The organism is Streptomyces sp. NBC_00080 (assembly GCF_045041255.1).
GTDB classification, from domain to species: domain Bacteria; phylum Actinomycetota; class Actinomycetes; order Streptomycetales; family Streptomycetaceae; genus Streptomyces; species Streptomyces coriariae.
Genome location: NZ_CP108235.1, coordinates 2,966,078 through 2,980,306, shown reverse-complemented (window position 1 = coordinate 2,980,306; position 14,229 = coordinate 2,966,078). Strand labels below are relative to the sequence as shown.

The window sequence follows — 14,229 nt, the reverse complement described above, 5'->3', positions numbered from 1 at the left end:
GCGTATAGGACGGTTGTATGGATCGGAGGTAGGGTGGCGGGCATGGGACACCGTGAGGATCTGCTCGAGGGCGCCAAGCGCTGCCTGCTGGAGAAGGGGTTCCTGCGTACGACCGCGCGGGACATCGTCAAGGAGTCGGGGACCAACCTGGCGTCCATCGGCTACCACTACGGCTCGAAGGACGCGCTGCTGGTGCAGGCGTACGTCTCGTTGATCGAGGGCGCCGGTGACGAGTTCGACCCCGGGTGGGGTGCGGGGGGCGAGATGACGGCGGCCGCCGGATCGCTGGAGCGCTTCCAGGAGGTGTGGGCGGGCATCATCGGGTCGGTGCCGCGGACGCGGGCCGTCTGGCTGCTGAGCTTCGAGCTCATCGTGCAGGGCGACCGGCTCCCCGAGGTGCGCAAGCTGCTGGCCGAGGCGCAGGAGCAGGGCCGGTCGGGGATCGTGCCCATGTTCAACGGCGTCCCGGAGGACGAGCTCGACAAGGAGACCGTCGACACGGAGGGCCGCTTCTACCAGACCCTCCTCAACGGGCTCATGGTCCAGTGGCTCTTCGACCCGGACTCGGCGACCGACGCGGCACAGCTCACCGAGGGGCTGCGCCGGGTGATCGCGGGCGCCGCGAAGGGCTGACCCGGGCGGGTCGTCCGGGCGGCCCCGGAGGGGTTCAGGGCAGCCGGGCCGCCTTGAGCGTCATGTGCAGGAGCAGCCGGTCCTCGCCGTCGTCCAGGTCCAGGCCGGTCAGCTGTTCCACCCGCGACAGCCGGTAGTAGAGGGTCTGCCGGTGGATGCCCAACTCGGCTGCCGTGCGGCCCGCTTGGCCCGCGCAGTCGAGGTAGACCTCGGCCGTACGGGCGAGTTCGTGGTGGGCGGGGGCCAACAGGGTCCGTACGGCGGGGTCCTGGGAGCTCTCCTGGGGCAGGGCGGTCAACAGGCGGTAGGGGCCGATGGACGCCCACCGGGCGACCGGGCCGAGGCCGGGCTCCGCGAGCGCCGCCCGCGCCGACGCCGACGCCTCCTGCCAGGCGGCGCCGAGTTCCGCGAGGCCGGCCCGCCCGGCGGCCACTCCCGCGGCGGACTCTCCCGCCCGCTCCAGCAGCCGGGCCGCCGCCGTCGTCGCCGGGGTGAGGGTGTCCGTCGAGCGCAGGCGGACCAGCAGCGCCAGCGACTGGGACGCGGTGCCCCACGGCACGGTGCACAGCGCCGTCGCCCCCGGCAGCGTACGCAGCGAGGGCGCGTCGTCCGGGTCGGCGGACGGCCAGGGCGTCACGCACACCACCGTGTGCGGGCCGTCCGCGCGGGCGCCGAGCGCGGTGCGCAGCTCCGCCACTGCCATGTCCCGCTGCCAGTCGGGCTGCGCGGTGAGTACCGCCCGCAGCTCGCGGGTGAGGTCCGCGCCGTGCTGGGCCTCGTCGGCGAGCAGGGCGCCGATCCGGCCGGTCACCCCCATCGCGGCCGCCAGCTGGGGGTCCGAGGGCCCGGGGTCGTCGTCGAGCAGCCAGACATAGCCGAGGACGACCCCCCGGTGCCGTACGGGGAGGCAGACGCGCCCCCGGTACACCCCGGCCTCCGGGGTCGGCGGGATCCGGACCGGGCCGGTCGCGCGGGTGATGCCGAAGCCCTCGAACCAGGTGCGGACGGCCGCCGTGGAGCGCCGGGTCAGGATCGAGCGGGTGCGCACCGGATCCAGCGCCGACGCGTCGAGCTCGCCCTCGCTGTCGTAGGCGCCGAAGGCGATCAGCTCGAAATCCCGGTTCTCCAGGGTCGCGGGAGCACCGAGCAGCTCGGAGATCTCGTCGACCAGCTCCTGGTAGTCACCCGCGTGATTGAAGGATGGAGCATCGGCTGTCACTCAGGCATTCTCCCGCATTTCCGCACCTCGTCATACATCTGTCTGAGATCAGCGGCAGGGATGCGTGACAGCTGTCGATGGCCCACGATCGGAGGGATCCTTAGGTTTCACGGTGGTTCTCCGTGCCGTTCCCCGATCGTCGGGCAACGGCCTCGTATGGGTTGGTATGTGGAGGTGCCCCGTGCTGGGTCCCGTGATTCTCGCCGCTTCGCGCAGCGACCGGACGCGACGCCTGATCTCGGCGGCCCCGGTGACGAAGCAGGTCGTGGACCGCTTCATCCCCGGTGAGACGGTCGACGACATCGTCCCGATCGTCGAGGAGCTCACCGCCGGGGGGCTGGAGCTGACGATGGACGTCGTCGGCGAGGACATCACCACCCCCGAGCAGGCCGCCGCCGCCCGGGACGCCTACCTTGCGCTGATCGACCGGCTCGCGGAGCTGGAGCTCGGCGAGCGGGTCGAGATGTCCGTCAAGCTGTCGATGTTCGGCCAGGCGCTGGAGGGAGGCCACGAGCTGGCCCTCGGCAACGTGCGCCCGGTCGTCGAGGCCGCCGCGGCCATCGGCACCACCGTCACCCTCGACGCCGAGGACCACACCACCCTCGACTCGATGTTCGCCATCCACGAGGAGCTGCGGAAGGACTTCCCGCAGACCGGCTGTGTCATCCAGGCCTACCTCTTCCGCACCGAGGCCGACGCCCTCCGCCTTGCGGCGAGCGGCAGCCGGGTACGGCTCGTGAAGGGCGCGTACAAGGAGCCCGCCGAGGTCGCCTACCAGCAGAAGCACGAGATCGACAAGGCGTACGTCCGGATCCTGCGCACGCTGATGGAGGGCGAGGGGTACCCCATGATCGGGTCCCACGACCCGCGCCTCATCTCCATCGCGCAGGAGCTCGCCCGCAAGGCCGGGCGCAAGCTGGACGAGTACGAGTTCCAGATGCTGTACGGCATCCGCGGCGACGAGCACCTGCGGCTGGCGGCCGAGGGGCACCGCATGCGTGTCTACACCGCCTACGGCACCGACTGGTACGGCTACTTCATGCGCCGGCTCGCGGAGAAGCCGGCCAACCTGCGGTTCTTCGTCCGTTCGATGATCAGCAAGGGCTGAGCCCGCACCCCCCGCTCGAAACACCCGCTCAGAAGGAGTAACGGAAGACATGGACGCGGTAACCCAGGTCCCCACCCCCGTCAACGAGCCGGTGCACGGCTACGCCCCCGGCTCGCCGGAGCGCGCCCGGCTGGAGGCCAGGCTCAAGGAACTGGCCGACAACCCGATCGACCTGCCCTGCACCATCGGCGGCGAGCGGCGGATGGGCGGCGGTGAGCGCTTCGACGTCGTGCAGCCGCACCACCACAAGGCCCGCCTCGGCACCTACGCCAACGCCACGCAGCAGGACGCCCAGGACGCGGTCGACGCGGCGCTCGCCGCCGCGCCCGCCTGGCGCGCGATGTCCTTCGACGACCGCGCCGCGATCATCCTGCGCGCCGCCGAACTGCTCGCCGGTCCCTGGCGCGAGACGCTCGCCGCCTCCACCATGCTCGGCCAGTCGAAGACCGCCCAGCAGGCGGAGATCGACTGTCCCTGTGAACTGGTCGACTTCTGGCGCTTCAACGTGGCCTACGCCCGCCAGATCCTGGCCGAGCAGCCCCCGGCGAACTCCCCGGGCGTCTGGAACCGCCTCGACCACCGCCCGCTCGAGGGCTTCGTCTACGCGATCACGCCCTTCAACTTCACCGCCATCGCGGGCAACCTGCCGACCGCGCCCGCGCTGATGGGCAACGTGGTCGTGTGGAAGCCGTCGCCGACGCAGACCCACGCGGCCGTCCTGCTGATGCAGCTGCTGGAGGAGGCCGGGCTGCCCAAGGGCGTCATCAACCTGGTCACCGGCGACGGTATCGAGGTCTCGAAGGTGGCCCTGGAGCACCGCGACCTCGCCGGCATCCACTTCACCGGCTCGACCAAGACCTTCCAGTACCTGTGGAAGACGGTCGGCGCCAACATCGAGAAGTACCGCTCGTACCCGCGTCTGGTCGGTGAGACCGGCGGCAAGGACTTCGTCGTCGCCCACCCGAGCGCGGACCGCGCGGTGCTGAAGACGGCGCTCACCCGTGGCGCCTTCGAGTACCAGGGCCAGAAGTGCAGCGCGACCTCCCGGGCCTACATCCCGGCGTCGATCTGGAACTCCGGCTTCAAGGAGGAGTTCGCGGCCGAGGTCGACTACCTCACGATGGGTGACGTCACCGACCTCTCGAACTTCATCGGCGCCGTCATCGACGAGTGGTCCTTCGCCAAGAACAAGGCGGCGATCGACCGCGCGAAGGCGGACCCGACCTGCACGATCGTCGCGGGCGGCTCCTACGACGACTCGGTCGGCTACTTCGTCCGCCCGACCGTCGTCGAGTGCACCGACCCGGAGAACGAGGTCTTCACGACCGAGTACTTCGGCCCCTTCCTCGCCGTGCACGTGTACGACGACAGCTCGGCCGAGGCGTACGACGAGATGCTGACCCAGATGGAGTCGGTGTCGGACTACGCGCTGACGGGCTCGGTCATCTCCGGCGACCGCGCGGCCGCCGCGTACACGATGGAGAAGCTGCGCTACGCGGCCGGCAACTTCTACATCAACGACAAGTCGACCGGTGCCGTCGTCGGCCAGCAGCCCTTCGGCGGCGGCCGCGCCTCCGGCACCAACGACAAGGCCGGCGCGCCGCAGAACCTGATGCGCTGGACCCTGACCCGTGCCATCAAGGAGACGCTGGTCGCGCCGACCGACTACCCGTACCCGCACATGGGCTGACGCGTCGTCGTACAGCGGCGAAGCATGACGGAGGAAGGGGCCGGGCTACTGCCCGGCCCCTTCCCGTTCTCCGACGGCGGGTGCGTCAGCGGGTGGCGGCGCGGCCGAGGAAGTCGCCGATCAGCGCCGCGATCTGGCCCGCGTGTGTCTCCAGGGCGAAGTGCCCGGTGGGCAGCAGGTGCACCTCCGCCCGGGGCAGGTCGCGGCGGAACGCGAGCGCGCCGGTCGGGACGAAGATCTCGTCGCCGGCGCCCCAGACCGCCAGCAGCGGGACCTGGCTGGTGCGGAAGTACTCCTGGAAGGCCGGGTAGAGGGCGAAGTTGGAGCCGTAGTCGGAGATCAGGTCGAGCTGGATCTCGGGCTGGCCGGGCCGGGCCATGAGGGCCGCGTCGTGCTCGTAGGCGTCGGGGCTCACGAGCTCCTGCTGCTCCGGCGGAACCCCGTGCAGGTACTGCCACCTGATCCCGTCCGGGCTGCTGATCTCCCGCACCGGCGCCTCGGTCTTCGGGGTCCGCTCCGCGATCAGCGCCAGCACCGGCGCCCAGGCCTGAGCCCCGAGCCCCTCCTCGTAGGCGTTGCCGTTCTGCGTGATGATCGCGGTCACCCGCTCGGGGTGGGCGAGGGCGAGGCGCAGGCCGATGGGGGAGCCGTAGTCCTGGATGTAGAGCGCGAACTCCTTCAGACCCAGCTGCTCGGTGAACTCGCCGGTGACGGCGGCCAGTTCGTCGAAGGTGTACCGGAAGTCGGCGGGTGCCGCCGACCGGCCGAAGCCCAGGTGGTCGGGGGCGATGACGCGATGGCTGTCGGCGAGCAGCGGGATCAGGTCGCGGAACATGTGGGAGCTGCTAGGGAAGCCGTGCAGGAGCAGCAGGACCGGTGCGTCGGCCGGGCCCGCCTCCCGGTAGTACACCTCGTGGCCGCGGACGGTGGTGGTGCGGTGACGGACCTGGCGGTCGGCGTGGAGGGTCATGCCACGAGTGCACCACGCGGCCACCTAACCGGTCAAGAGACTTTTAGGGGTTAGGTGACCGGCGCACCAGGATCTTCCCCGTGTTCCCGCCGCGCAGCATCAGCAGGAACGCGTCCACGATCCGCTCGAACCCGTCCACCACCGTCTCGTCCAGCGCCAGTGCCCCGCTCAGCAGACGCGGTACGGCGAACTCGTACAACTCCTCCTGGACGTCGAGGTGATCGCGCACCAGGAAGCCCTCCATGCGCAGGCGCTTCTCCACCATGTCGGCGTGGTCGAAGACCACCGGCGGCGCGTCGGGCGTGTTGTACTGCCCGACCGTGCCGACGCGCACCACCCGCCCCCGCTCCCGCAGCGCGCCGATCGCCGCCCCGAGATGTTCGCCGCCCACGTTGTCGACGAAGACGTCGACGCCGGTGGGGGCGGCCTTCGCCAGCAGCTCGGCGACCGGGCCGTCGTGGTAGTCGAAGGCCGCGTCGTAGCCGACCTGCCGGGTCAGGTACCGCACCTTCTCCGCCGTGCCCGCGCTGCCGATCAGCCGGCCCGCCCCGAGCAGCCGCGCGAAGCGTCCCGTCGCCGTGCCGACCCCGCCTGCCGCCGCGGAGACGAACAGGTCCTCGCCCTCACGCAGCCGGGCGACGCGGGTCAGGCCGACGTACGCCGTCAGGCCCGTGCCGCCGAGGAGGCTCAAGTGCGCCGAGAGCGGCACCCCTTCGTACCGGGGGAGCCGTCTGACCTCCTCCGGGCGGACCACCGCGTGGGTGCGCCAGCCCTGGCGGTGGAAGACGATCTCGCCCTCGGGGAGGGCCGCCGGATCGCGGGTGGCGATGATCCGGCCGAGTGAGCGTCCCTCCAGCGGGGAGTTCAACTCGAATTCGCCGTCCATCATTTCGCGGTGGTAGGGGTCGACCGACCAGTAGAGATTCTCCACCAGGGCCGTCCCTGGGGCCGGTTCCGGGACCGGGGACTCGGCGAAGCGGAAGTGGCCGGGGGTGGGGAAGCCGGTCGGACGGGCGGTCTGCTGCACGGTGAGCGCGGTGCTGGTCATGGGAGGGGACCGTAGGCAGGAATGCGGGCGGCGGGCAGCGGGTTGCGTTCATGGAACGGGCCGATCCATGAGTCGCCCTCATGGCAGCAGGTGGGAGCCTCGCGTGAGCGCAGTCGATCTCGCGCCGCAGGAGTTGCGGACGCTGGTGGCCGTCGCGGACGAGGGAGGCTTCTCGGCCGCCGCCGCCCGGCTCGGGACCACCCAGTCGGCCGTCTCGCACGCAGTGCGCGGGATCGAGGGCAAGGTGGGGGTCGTGCTGTTCGAGCGCGGCCGGTTCGGCGCCCGGCCCACCCCGGCCGGCGCCCGCGCGGTCGCTCACGCCCGACGCGTGCTGCGGATGCTCCAGACCCTGGTCGCCGAGACACGGGGGGTCGGGGCGGCGGGTGCCGGAACGGGCCGGGTCGAAGGACCGTTGCGCATCGCGGCCTTCCGCAGCGCGGCCCTGTATCTGCTGCCGCCCGTCCTGGAGCGGCTGGCCGCGCGGCATCCGGGGATCGAGGCGAGCGTGACCGTCGTACGGGAGGTGGGTCCGGGGACGGCCGGCGCGGTGGCCGAGGGGCGGGCCGACCTCGGGATCGTCACCTTCGGCACCAGCGCGCTGATCCCGCCGGAGCTGGTGGGGGACGTGCTGCTGGAGGAGCCGTACGCGCTGGTGCACCCGGCGGGGCACGCCGACCCGCGCTCCCTCCCGCTCGTCGACTGGACGGAGAACTGCTCGTCCTACACGCGCGCGTGGTGGGCCGCGCAGGACTGGATCCCCGCGGCGACCGTCCGCGCCGAGGACGACGGGGCGGTGCTGTCGATGGTGAGCAGCGGTCTGGGGATGGCGATCATGCCCGCGCTCTCCCTCACCCGGACGCCCCTCGGGACGGAGGTCACCGACCTCGGCCCGGAGCGGCCCACCCGTCAGGTCGGCTATGTCACGACCCCGGAGCTGGCCGCGACCGCGGCCGTCCGGGCGCTCGTCCGGGAGTTGAGGTCGTCGGCGAAACCGCAGGTCGGCAAGGGGTGACCCGCGGGGCCGTCTCAGATAGTAGGAAGTCCGAGTAATTGTAGAGACAGGCGCGTGCTCCTCCCTTAGCTTTGTAGGAGCCGAACGTCTCGCTCGACCAAGCGAATGGCGGTCGTGAGCCGGGCCCCGCGCAGGCAACCCCTGCGGCCCGCTCCCCGCCCCATCCGGCGTCTCGAAACCCCCTTCCGCACTCCCTGGAATTCGAAGGAGTCGATTTCTCATGGCCGAGACGACCGTCCGCCGCCGAGTCCGCCACATCTCCCGTACGAGCGAGTCCGACCGGAAGAACGCCGCCGCGGCGCTCCAGCGCGCCCTCGACCGCCGTGACAACGGCGGCGAGACCGGCCACTGAGCCGAGCCGCCCCGCAGCCCGGGAGCCGCACCCGCACGGGGTGCGGCGCGGGCCCCGAACGGGACTTCGGGACCCGCGTCGCACCTCGACCCCGCGCGACGTCGCAGGTTCGCGCCCTCCGGTGCGCGCCGCGACTCCTCTGTCCGTATGGCGGACGGTCCATGTCATCCCCTGGGACGAGGAGTACGGTTCCCGTATGTCTCGCAGCCTCAATCTCGCAGTGATTCCCGGTGACGGCATCGGCCAGGAGGTCGTGGCCGAAGGTCTCAAGGTCCTCTCCGCCGTCCTCCCGCAGGATGTGAAGCTGGAGACCGAGGAGTACGACTTCGGCGCCCGGCGCTACCACGCCACCGGTGAGACCCTCACCGACGCGGACGCCGAGGCGCTCAAGCGGCACGACGCCATCCTGCTCGGCGCGATCGGCGACCCGAGCGTCCCCTCCGGCGTCCTGGAGCGGGGTTTCCTGCTCAAGCTGCGCTTCCTCTTCGACCACCACGTCAACCTGCGTCCGTCGAAGCTCCTCCCGGGTGTCGCCACCCCGCTGGCCGGCCAGCCCGAGATCGACTTCATCGTGGTCCGCGAGGGCACCGAGGGTCCGTACACCGGCAACGGCGGCACGATCCGCAAGGGCACCCCGCACGAGGTCGCCACCGAGGTCTCCGTGAACACGGCCTTCGGTGTCGAGCGCGTGGTCCGGGACGCCTTCGCCCGTGCCCAGGCCCGCCCCCGCAAGAAGCTCACGCTGGTCCACAAGAACAACGTGCTGGCCTTCGCCGGTCACCTCTGGACGAACGTCTTCAACCAGGTGGCCGAGGAGTTCCCCGACGTCACGACGGACTACATCCACGTGGACGCCGCGACGATCTACCTCGTCACGGACCCCGCGCGCTTCGACGTCATCGTCACCGACAACCTCTTCGGCGACATCATCACCGACCTCGCCGCGGCCGTCTCCGGCGGTATCGGCGTCGCCGCGAGCGGGAACATCAACCCGTCCGGCGAGTTCCCGTCCATGTTCGAGCCGGTGCACGGCTCGGCCCCGGACATCGCCGGTCAGGGCAAGGCCGACCCCACCGCCACGGTGCTGTCCGTCGCCCTGCTGCTGCGCCACCTCGGCTACGACGCCGAGGCGGTCCGCATCGAGGAGGCCGTCTCCGTCGACCTGGAGGAGCGCGGCTCGCTGCCCGCGCGCAGCACCTCCGAGATCGGTGACGCGCTCGCCGTACGAGTAGCCGGCTGACCCCGCGCTGCGCGAAACCTCTCGAAGCCGCCGGGTCGCATCCGCACCCGGCGGCTTCCGCATGTCCCCCGCCGGGTGCCACCATCAACCCTGGGTCTCATTCACGCCGTTTTGGCCCTCGTCCGCCGCTTGCGATAATCGAACGTGGAGCCGCGGTATGAGGGAATGCTCGGACGTCCCAGCACCGGCCACTGGCCGTACGGGCGTGAGCGCGGCCCCGTCACTACAACCGGTGAAGGACAACCACTCATGACGACGCCCACGATCGAGCTCAAGCCCTCCGCCAGTCCCACCTCCGCCTCCGAGCGGCAGGCGATCCTGGCGAACCCCGGGTTCGGCCGCCACTTCACCGACCACATGGTGACGATCAAGTGGACCGAGGGCCGCGGCTGGCACGACGGTCAGCTCGTTCCGTACGCGCCGATCCCCCTCGACCCTGCCACCAACGTCCTGCACTACGCGCAGGAGATCTTCGAGGGCCTGAAGGCGTACCGCCGTCCCGACGGGTCGGTCGCCACCTTCCGCCCGGACCAGAACGCCAAGCGCTTCCAGCGCTCGGCCCGCCGCCTGGCCATGCCCGAGCTGCCGGTCGAGACGTTCATCGAGGCGTGCGACGCGCTCGTCGGCCAGGACAAGGACTGGGTGCCCGCGCACGGCGGTGAGGAGTCCCTCTACCTGCGGCCCTTCATGATCGCGACCGAGGTCGGCCTGGGTGTGAAGCCGGCCAACGAGTACCTGTTCCTGGTCATCGCCTCACCGGCCGGCGCCTACTTCCCGGGCGGCGTCAAGCCCGTCTCCATCTGGGTCTCCGAGGAGCACGTGCGTGCCGTCCCCGGTGGCATGGGCGACGCCAAGACGGGCGGCAACTACGCCGCGTCCCTGCTCGCCCAGGCCGAAGCCGCCGCCCAGGGCTGCGCCCAGGTCTGCTACCTCGACGCGGTCGAGCGCAAGTGGGTCGAGGAGCTTGGCGGCATGAACCTGTACTTCGTGTACGGCGACAAGATCATCACGCCGTCGCTCACGGGCTCCATCCTGGAGGGCGTCACCCGTGACAGCCTCCTCACCGTCGCCCGCGACCTCGGCTACGAGGCCGAGGAGGGCCGGGTCTCGGTCGAGCAGTGGCAGCGCGACTCCGAGAGCGGCGCGCTCAAGGAGGTCTTCGCCTGCGGCACCGCCGCCGTGATCACCCCGGTCGGTACGGTCAAGCGCACCGCCGGCGAGTGGCAGCAGTCGGGCGGCGAGCCCGGCGAGGTCACCCTCAGGCTCCGCCAGGCCCTGCTGGACATCCAGCGCGGCACGGCCGAGGACAAGCACGGCTGGATGCACGAGCTGGGCTAGCCGCCCCTTTCCCCGTCAGGGCCACTCCGTCAGGGCCATCCCGTCAGGGCCACCCCGTCCGGGGTGGCCCTGCGGCGTTCTCGGGGTCCGCCCCTTTTTGAGCAGTGCTCAAAAGTTACCGGTCATGCCTTCTGATCATCCAGGCAGAAGGTTTAGAGTGCTGTTCAAAGAAAGGGAGAGCAACGTGCGACTCACCCCCACCGAACGGGACCGCCTTCTGCTCTTCGGCGCGGCGGAGCTGGCCCGGGCGAGAAGGGCCCGCGGGCTCAGGCTGAACGTCCCCGAGGCGACCGCGCTCATCGCGGACATGGTGTGCGAGGCCGCCCGTGACGGCGCCCGGCTCGCCGAGGCGATCGAACGCGCCCGGTCGGTCCTCGGCCCGGACGACGTGCTGCCGGGCGTCGCGGACGTCGTCACCGAGGTGCATGTCGAGGCCGTGTTCGACGACGGCTCGCGGCTCGCGGTCGTCGGCGATCCGATCGGCGGGGGCACGCTCGGGGACCGGGCCCCGGGGGCCCTGCTGCCGGGGCCCGAGCACGCCGAGCCCGAGGCGGCCGTACGGCTGGCGGTCACGAACACGGCGACCGTGCCCGTCTCCGTCACCTCCCACTTCCACTTCTTCGAGGCCAACCCGCGGCTCGACTTCGTCCGGGAGAAGGCCTACGGCATGCGGCTCGCCGTCCCCGCAGGGTCCTCCGTGCGCTTCGGGCCGGGGGAGAGCAGCGAGGTCGGGCTCGTACCGATCGGCGGCGACCGGGTCGCGATCGGCTTCGCCGGCCTGGTCGACGGGGCGCTCGACGCGCCGGGGGCGAAGGACGAGGCCCTGCGCCGGGCCGCCGCGTGCGGATATCTGGGAGCGACCGCGGGAGGGGCCCGATGAACCCGTACGAGTACGCCGCCACCCACGGCCCCCGGGCCGGCGACCGCGTCCGCCTCGGCGACTCGGGGCTGGTCATCCGCGTCGAGTCCGATGCCCAGCGGCACGGCGACGAGTTCCTGGCCGGCTTCGGCAAGACCGCCCGGGACGGGCTGCACCTCAAGGCCGCCGCCGTCCGCGAGACCTGTGACGTCGTGATCAGCAACGTCGTCGTGATCGACGCGGTGCAGGGGATCCGCAAGGTGTCGATCGGCATCCGGGAGGGCCGGATCCACGCGATCGGGCGGGCCGGGAACCCCGACACCCTCGACGGGGTCGACGTCGTCGTCGGCACGGGCACGTCCATCGTGTCCGGCGAGGGGCTGATCGCCACGGCGGGCGCCGTCGACACCCACGTCCATCTGCTGTCGCCGCGGATCATGGAGGCCTCGCTGGCCTCCGGGGTGACCACAATCATCGGGCAGGAGTTCGGGCCCGTGTGGGGCGTCGGCGTCAACTCGCCCTGGGCGCTGCGGCACGCGTTCAACGCGTTCGACGCCTGGCCGGTCAACATCGGCTTCCTCGGCCGTGGTTCGTCGTCGTCCGCCGCGCCCCTGGTGGAGGCTCTCGCCGAAGGCGGCGCCTCGGGCTTCAAGGTGCACGAGGACATGGGCGCCCACACCCGGGCGCTGGACACGGCGTTGCGGGTCGCCGAGGAACACGACGTACAGGTCGCCCTGCACAGCGACGGGTTGAACGAGTGCCTGTCGGTCGAGGACACCCTGAGGGTGCTGGAGGGCCGGACCGTCCACGCCTTCCACATCGAGGGCTGCGGCGGCGGGCACGTCCCGAACGTGCTGAAGATGGCGGGCGTCGCGAACGTCATCGGCTCCTCCACCAACCCCACCCTCCCCTTCGGCCGGGACGCCGTCGCCGAGCACTACGGCATGATCGTCTCCGTCCACGACCTGAAGACCGACCTGCCCGGCGACGCCGCCATGGCCCGCGACCGGATCCGGGCCGGCACCATGGGCGCCGAGGACGTCCTGCACGACCTGGGCGCGATCGGCATCACCTCGTCCGACGCCCAGGGCATGGGCCGGGCGGGTGAGACGGTCCGCCGTACCTTCGCCATGGCCGGGAAGATGAAGGCCGAGTTCGGAGCCCCGGACGGCGACCACGACAACGAGCGCGTCCTGCGCTACATCGCCAAGCTGACCGTCAACCCGGCCATCGCCCACGGCCTCGCGCACGAGATCGGCTCCCTGGAGGTCGGCAAGCTCGCCGACATCGTGCTGTGGCGTCCCGAGTACTTCGGCGCCAAGCCGCAGCTCGTGCTCAAGTCGGGCTTCCCCGCGTACGGAGTGGTCGGCGACCCGAACGCGGCCACCGACACCTGCGAACCCCTGGTCCTCGGACCGCAGTTCGGGGCGTACGGGGCCACGCCCGCCGACATCTCGGTCGCCTTCGTCGCCCGGGCCGCCCTCGACCAGGGCGGCGACTCGATGCCGACCCGCCGCCGCAGGGTCGCCGTCCGCGGCACCCGCGGCATCGGCCCCGCCGACCTGCTCCGCAACTCGCGTACCGGAGCGGTCGACGTCGACCAGCGCACCGGCCTGGTCACCCTCGACGGCGAGCCGCTGCGCTCCGAGCCGGCCGAGTCCGTCTCCCTCAACCGCCTGTACTTCCTCTGAGGACCGCTGATGTCTGCTGCCGCCGACGGCTTCCGCATGCCCCCCGAGTGGGCCCCGCACGAGCGCACCTGGATGGCGTGGCCGGGCCCCAACCCCACCTTCGACGACCCCGACGACCTGGCCGCGTCCCGGGCCGCCTGGGCCTCGGTCGCCCGCGCGGTCCACCGCTTCGAGCCGGTGACGGTGGTGTGCGGCCCCGGACAGTCGGCGCACGCCCGCGCTCTCCTGGGCCCAAGCGTCGACACGGTCGAGCGTGAGCTCGACGACGCCTGGATGCGGGACATCGGCCCCACCTTCCTGACCGGCGCGGACGGACGACTCGCCGCCGTCGACTGGACCTTCAACGGCTGGGGCGCCCAGGGCTGGGCCCGTTGGGAGCACGACGCGAAGATCGCCGCGTACGTCTCGGACCTCGCGGGCGCACGGACGTACGCCTCGAAGCTGGTCAACGAGGGCGGCGCCATCCATGTGGACGGCGAGGGCACGGTCCTGCTGACGGAGACGGTCCAGCTCGGCCCGGAGCGCAATCCGGGGTGGACGCGGGACGAGGTCGAGGCGGAGATCCACGCCATGCTCGGCACCCGCAAGGCGATCTGGCTGCCCCGCGGACTCACCGGCGACTACCCTCCCCACGGCTTCGGCACCCTCGGCCACGTCGACATCGTCGCCGCCTTCGCCCGCCCGGGGGTCGTCGTCGCCCACCACCAGCCCGACCCGGCCCACCCCGACCACGAGGTGACGAAGGAGGTCGTCGGGCTGCTGAAGGCGCAGACCGACGCGCGGGGCCGCCGTCTGGAGGTCGTCGAGGTCGCCGCCCCGACCGCCCTGGAGGCCGACGGCCACTGGGCCGACTACTCGTACATCAACCACTACCTCTGCAACGGCGGCGTCGTGCTCTGCGGCTTCGACGACCCGCGCGACGAACTCGCGGCGGGCGTCTTCCGCCGCCTGTTCCCGCAGCGCACGGTCACCCTGGTGGACGCCCGTACGATCTTCTCCGGCGGCGGTGGCATCCACTGCATCACCCAGCAGCAGCCGAGGGTCTGAGATCCGGGGACGAGACGAACGG

General features: G+C 71.6%; 13 protein-coding genes. 10 read left to right on the top strand and 3 right to left on the bottom strand.

What is annotated here, in order from left to right; all coding sequences use genetic code 11:
- The first annotated feature begins 42 nt into the window (after positions 1-42).
- Positions 43-633, top strand: coding sequence for a TetR/AcrR family transcriptional regulator (locus tag OHU34_RS12980; protein ID WP_142266284.1), 591 nt, complete (start codon positions 43-45; stop codon positions 631-633).
- Between the two features lie 34 nt (positions 634-667).
- Here OHU34_RS12980 and OHU34_RS12975 read toward each other — a convergent pair whose 3' ends face one another.
- Positions 668-1,852: a CdaR family transcriptional regulator gene (locus tag OHU34_RS12975; protein WP_142266285.1), complete on the bottom strand. Its 1,185-nt coding sequence runs from the start codon at positions 1,850-1,852 to the stop codon at positions 668-670.
- A gap of 181 nt (positions 1,853-2,033) precedes the next feature.
- On the opposite strand from OHU34_RS12975, the gene OHU34_RS12970 reads away from it, so the two are divergent.
- Both OHU34_RS12970 and pruA read left to right on the top strand, forming a co-directional pair.
- On the top strand, positions 2,034-2,960 hold the full coding sequence (locus OHU34_RS12970) for a proline dehydrogenase family protein (RefSeq protein WP_405766392.1): 927 nt from the start codon (positions 2,034-2,036) through the stop codon (positions 2,958-2,960).
- A 49-nt stretch (positions 2,961-3,009) separates the two neighbouring features.
- Entirely contained in the window at positions 3,010-4,650 is a 1,641-nt protein-coding gene (gene pruA / locus OHU34_RS12965) for an L-glutamate gamma-semialdehyde dehydrogenase (protein ID WP_405766389.1), read from the top strand.
- Between the two features lie 85 nt (positions 4,651-4,735).
- Here the strand turns inward: pruA and OHU34_RS12960 are convergent, their stop codons facing one another.
- Positions 4,736-5,620 (bottom strand): alpha/beta fold hydrolase, encoded by an 885-nt coding sequence (locus OHU34_RS12960; RefSeq protein ID WP_405766387.1) that lies wholly within the window; start codon positions 5,618-5,620, stop codon positions 4,736-4,738.
- A 43-nt stretch (positions 5,621-5,663) separates the two neighbouring features.
- Positions 5,664-6,668 (bottom strand): NADP-dependent oxidoreductase, encoded by a 1,005-nt coding sequence (locus tag OHU34_RS12955; RefSeq protein ID WP_405766385.1) that lies wholly within the window; start codon positions 6,666-6,668, stop codon positions 5,664-5,666.
- A gap of 103 nt (positions 6,669-6,771) precedes the next feature.
- Here OHU34_RS12955 and OHU34_RS12950 point away from each other — a divergent pair, with 103 nt between their 5' ends.
- From OHU34_RS12950 to OHU34_RS12920, 7 genes are all read left to right on the top strand, one after another.
- Positions 6,772-7,680, top strand: a complete 909-nt coding sequence (locus OHU34_RS12950) for a LysR family transcriptional regulator (protein ID WP_405766383.1) — start codon at positions 6,772-6,774, stop codon at positions 7,678-7,680.
- A 220-nt stretch (positions 7,681-7,900) separates the two neighbouring features.
- Positions 7,901-8,032: a hypothetical protein gene (locus OHU34_RS12945; RefSeq protein WP_099935881.1), complete on the top strand. Its 132-nt coding sequence runs from the start codon at positions 7,901-7,903 to the stop codon at positions 8,030-8,032.
- A gap of 196 nt (positions 8,033-8,228) precedes the next feature.
- On the top strand, positions 8,229-9,272 hold the full coding sequence (locus OHU34_RS12940; RefSeq protein ID WP_020131441.1) for a 3-isopropylmalate dehydrogenase: 1,044 nt from the start codon (positions 8,229-8,231) through the stop codon (positions 9,270-9,272).
- Positions 9,273-9,521: 249 nt separating this feature from the next.
- Complete coding sequence (locus OHU34_RS12935; RefSeq protein ID WP_230194569.1) at positions 9,522-10,610, top strand: branched-chain amino acid aminotransferase; 1,089 nt, start codon at positions 9,522-9,524, stop codon at positions 10,608-10,610.
- Between the two features lie 184 nt (positions 10,611-10,794).
- The gene (ureA, locus tag OHU34_RS12930) at positions 10,795-11,490 is read left to right on the top strand and encodes an urease subunit gamma (protein WP_142266291.1); all 696 of its coding nucleotides are present in this window, start codon (positions 10,795-10,797) and stop codon (positions 11,488-11,490) included.
- Positions 11,487-13,160 carry an urease subunit alpha gene (locus OHU34_RS12925; protein ID WP_142266292.1) on the top strand — a complete coding sequence of 558 codons (1,674 nt, stop codon included), beginning with the start codon at positions 11,487-11,489 and terminating at the stop codon, positions 13,158-13,160. The genes ureA and OHU34_RS12925 overlap by 4 nt, the downstream gene beginning before the upstream one ends.
- 9 nt (positions 13,161-13,169) lie before the next feature.
- Entirely contained in the window at positions 13,170-14,207 is a 1,038-nt protein-coding gene (locus tag OHU34_RS12920; RefSeq protein ID WP_405766379.1) for an agmatine/peptidylarginine deiminase, read from the top strand.
- Positions 14,208-14,229: the final 22 nt, after the last annotated feature.

Bases quoted from the DNA above. Each gene is read 5' to 3' on its own strand.
- OHU34_RS12980 (WP_142266284.1), top strand. From the start codon at position 43: ATGGGACACCGTGAGGATCTGCTCGAGGGCGCCAAGCGCTGCCTGCTG.
- pruA (WP_405766389.1), top strand. From the start codon at position 3,010: ATGGACGCGGTAACCCAGGTCCCCACCCCCGTCAACGAGCCGGTGCAC.
- OHU34_RS12960 (WP_405766387.1), bottom strand. From the start codon at position 5,620: ATGACCCTCCACGCCGACCGCCAGGTCCGTCACCGCACCACCACCGTC.
- OHU34_RS12955 (WP_405766385.1), bottom strand. From the start codon at position 6,668: ATGACCAGCACCGCGCTCACCGTGCAGCAGACCGCCCGTCCGACCGGC.
- OHU34_RS12945 (WP_099935881.1), top strand. From the start codon at position 7,901: ATGGCCGAGACGACCGTCCGCCGCCGAGTCCGCCACATCTCCCGTACG.
- OHU34_RS12940 (WP_020131441.1), top strand. From the start codon at position 8,229: ATGTCTCGCAGCCTCAATCTCGCAGTGATTCCCGGTGACGGCATCGGC.
- OHU34_RS12935 (WP_230194569.1), top strand. From the start codon at position 9,522: ATGACGACGCCCACGATCGAGCTCAAGCCCTCCGCCAGTCCCACCTCC.
- OHU34_RS12925 (WP_142266292.1), top strand. From the start codon at position 11,487: ATGAACCCGTACGAGTACGCCGCCACCCACGGCCCCCGGGCCGGCGAC.
- OHU34_RS12920 (WP_405766379.1), top strand. From the start codon at position 13,170: ATGTCTGCTGCCGCCGACGGCTTCCGCATGCCCCCCGAGTGGGCCCCG.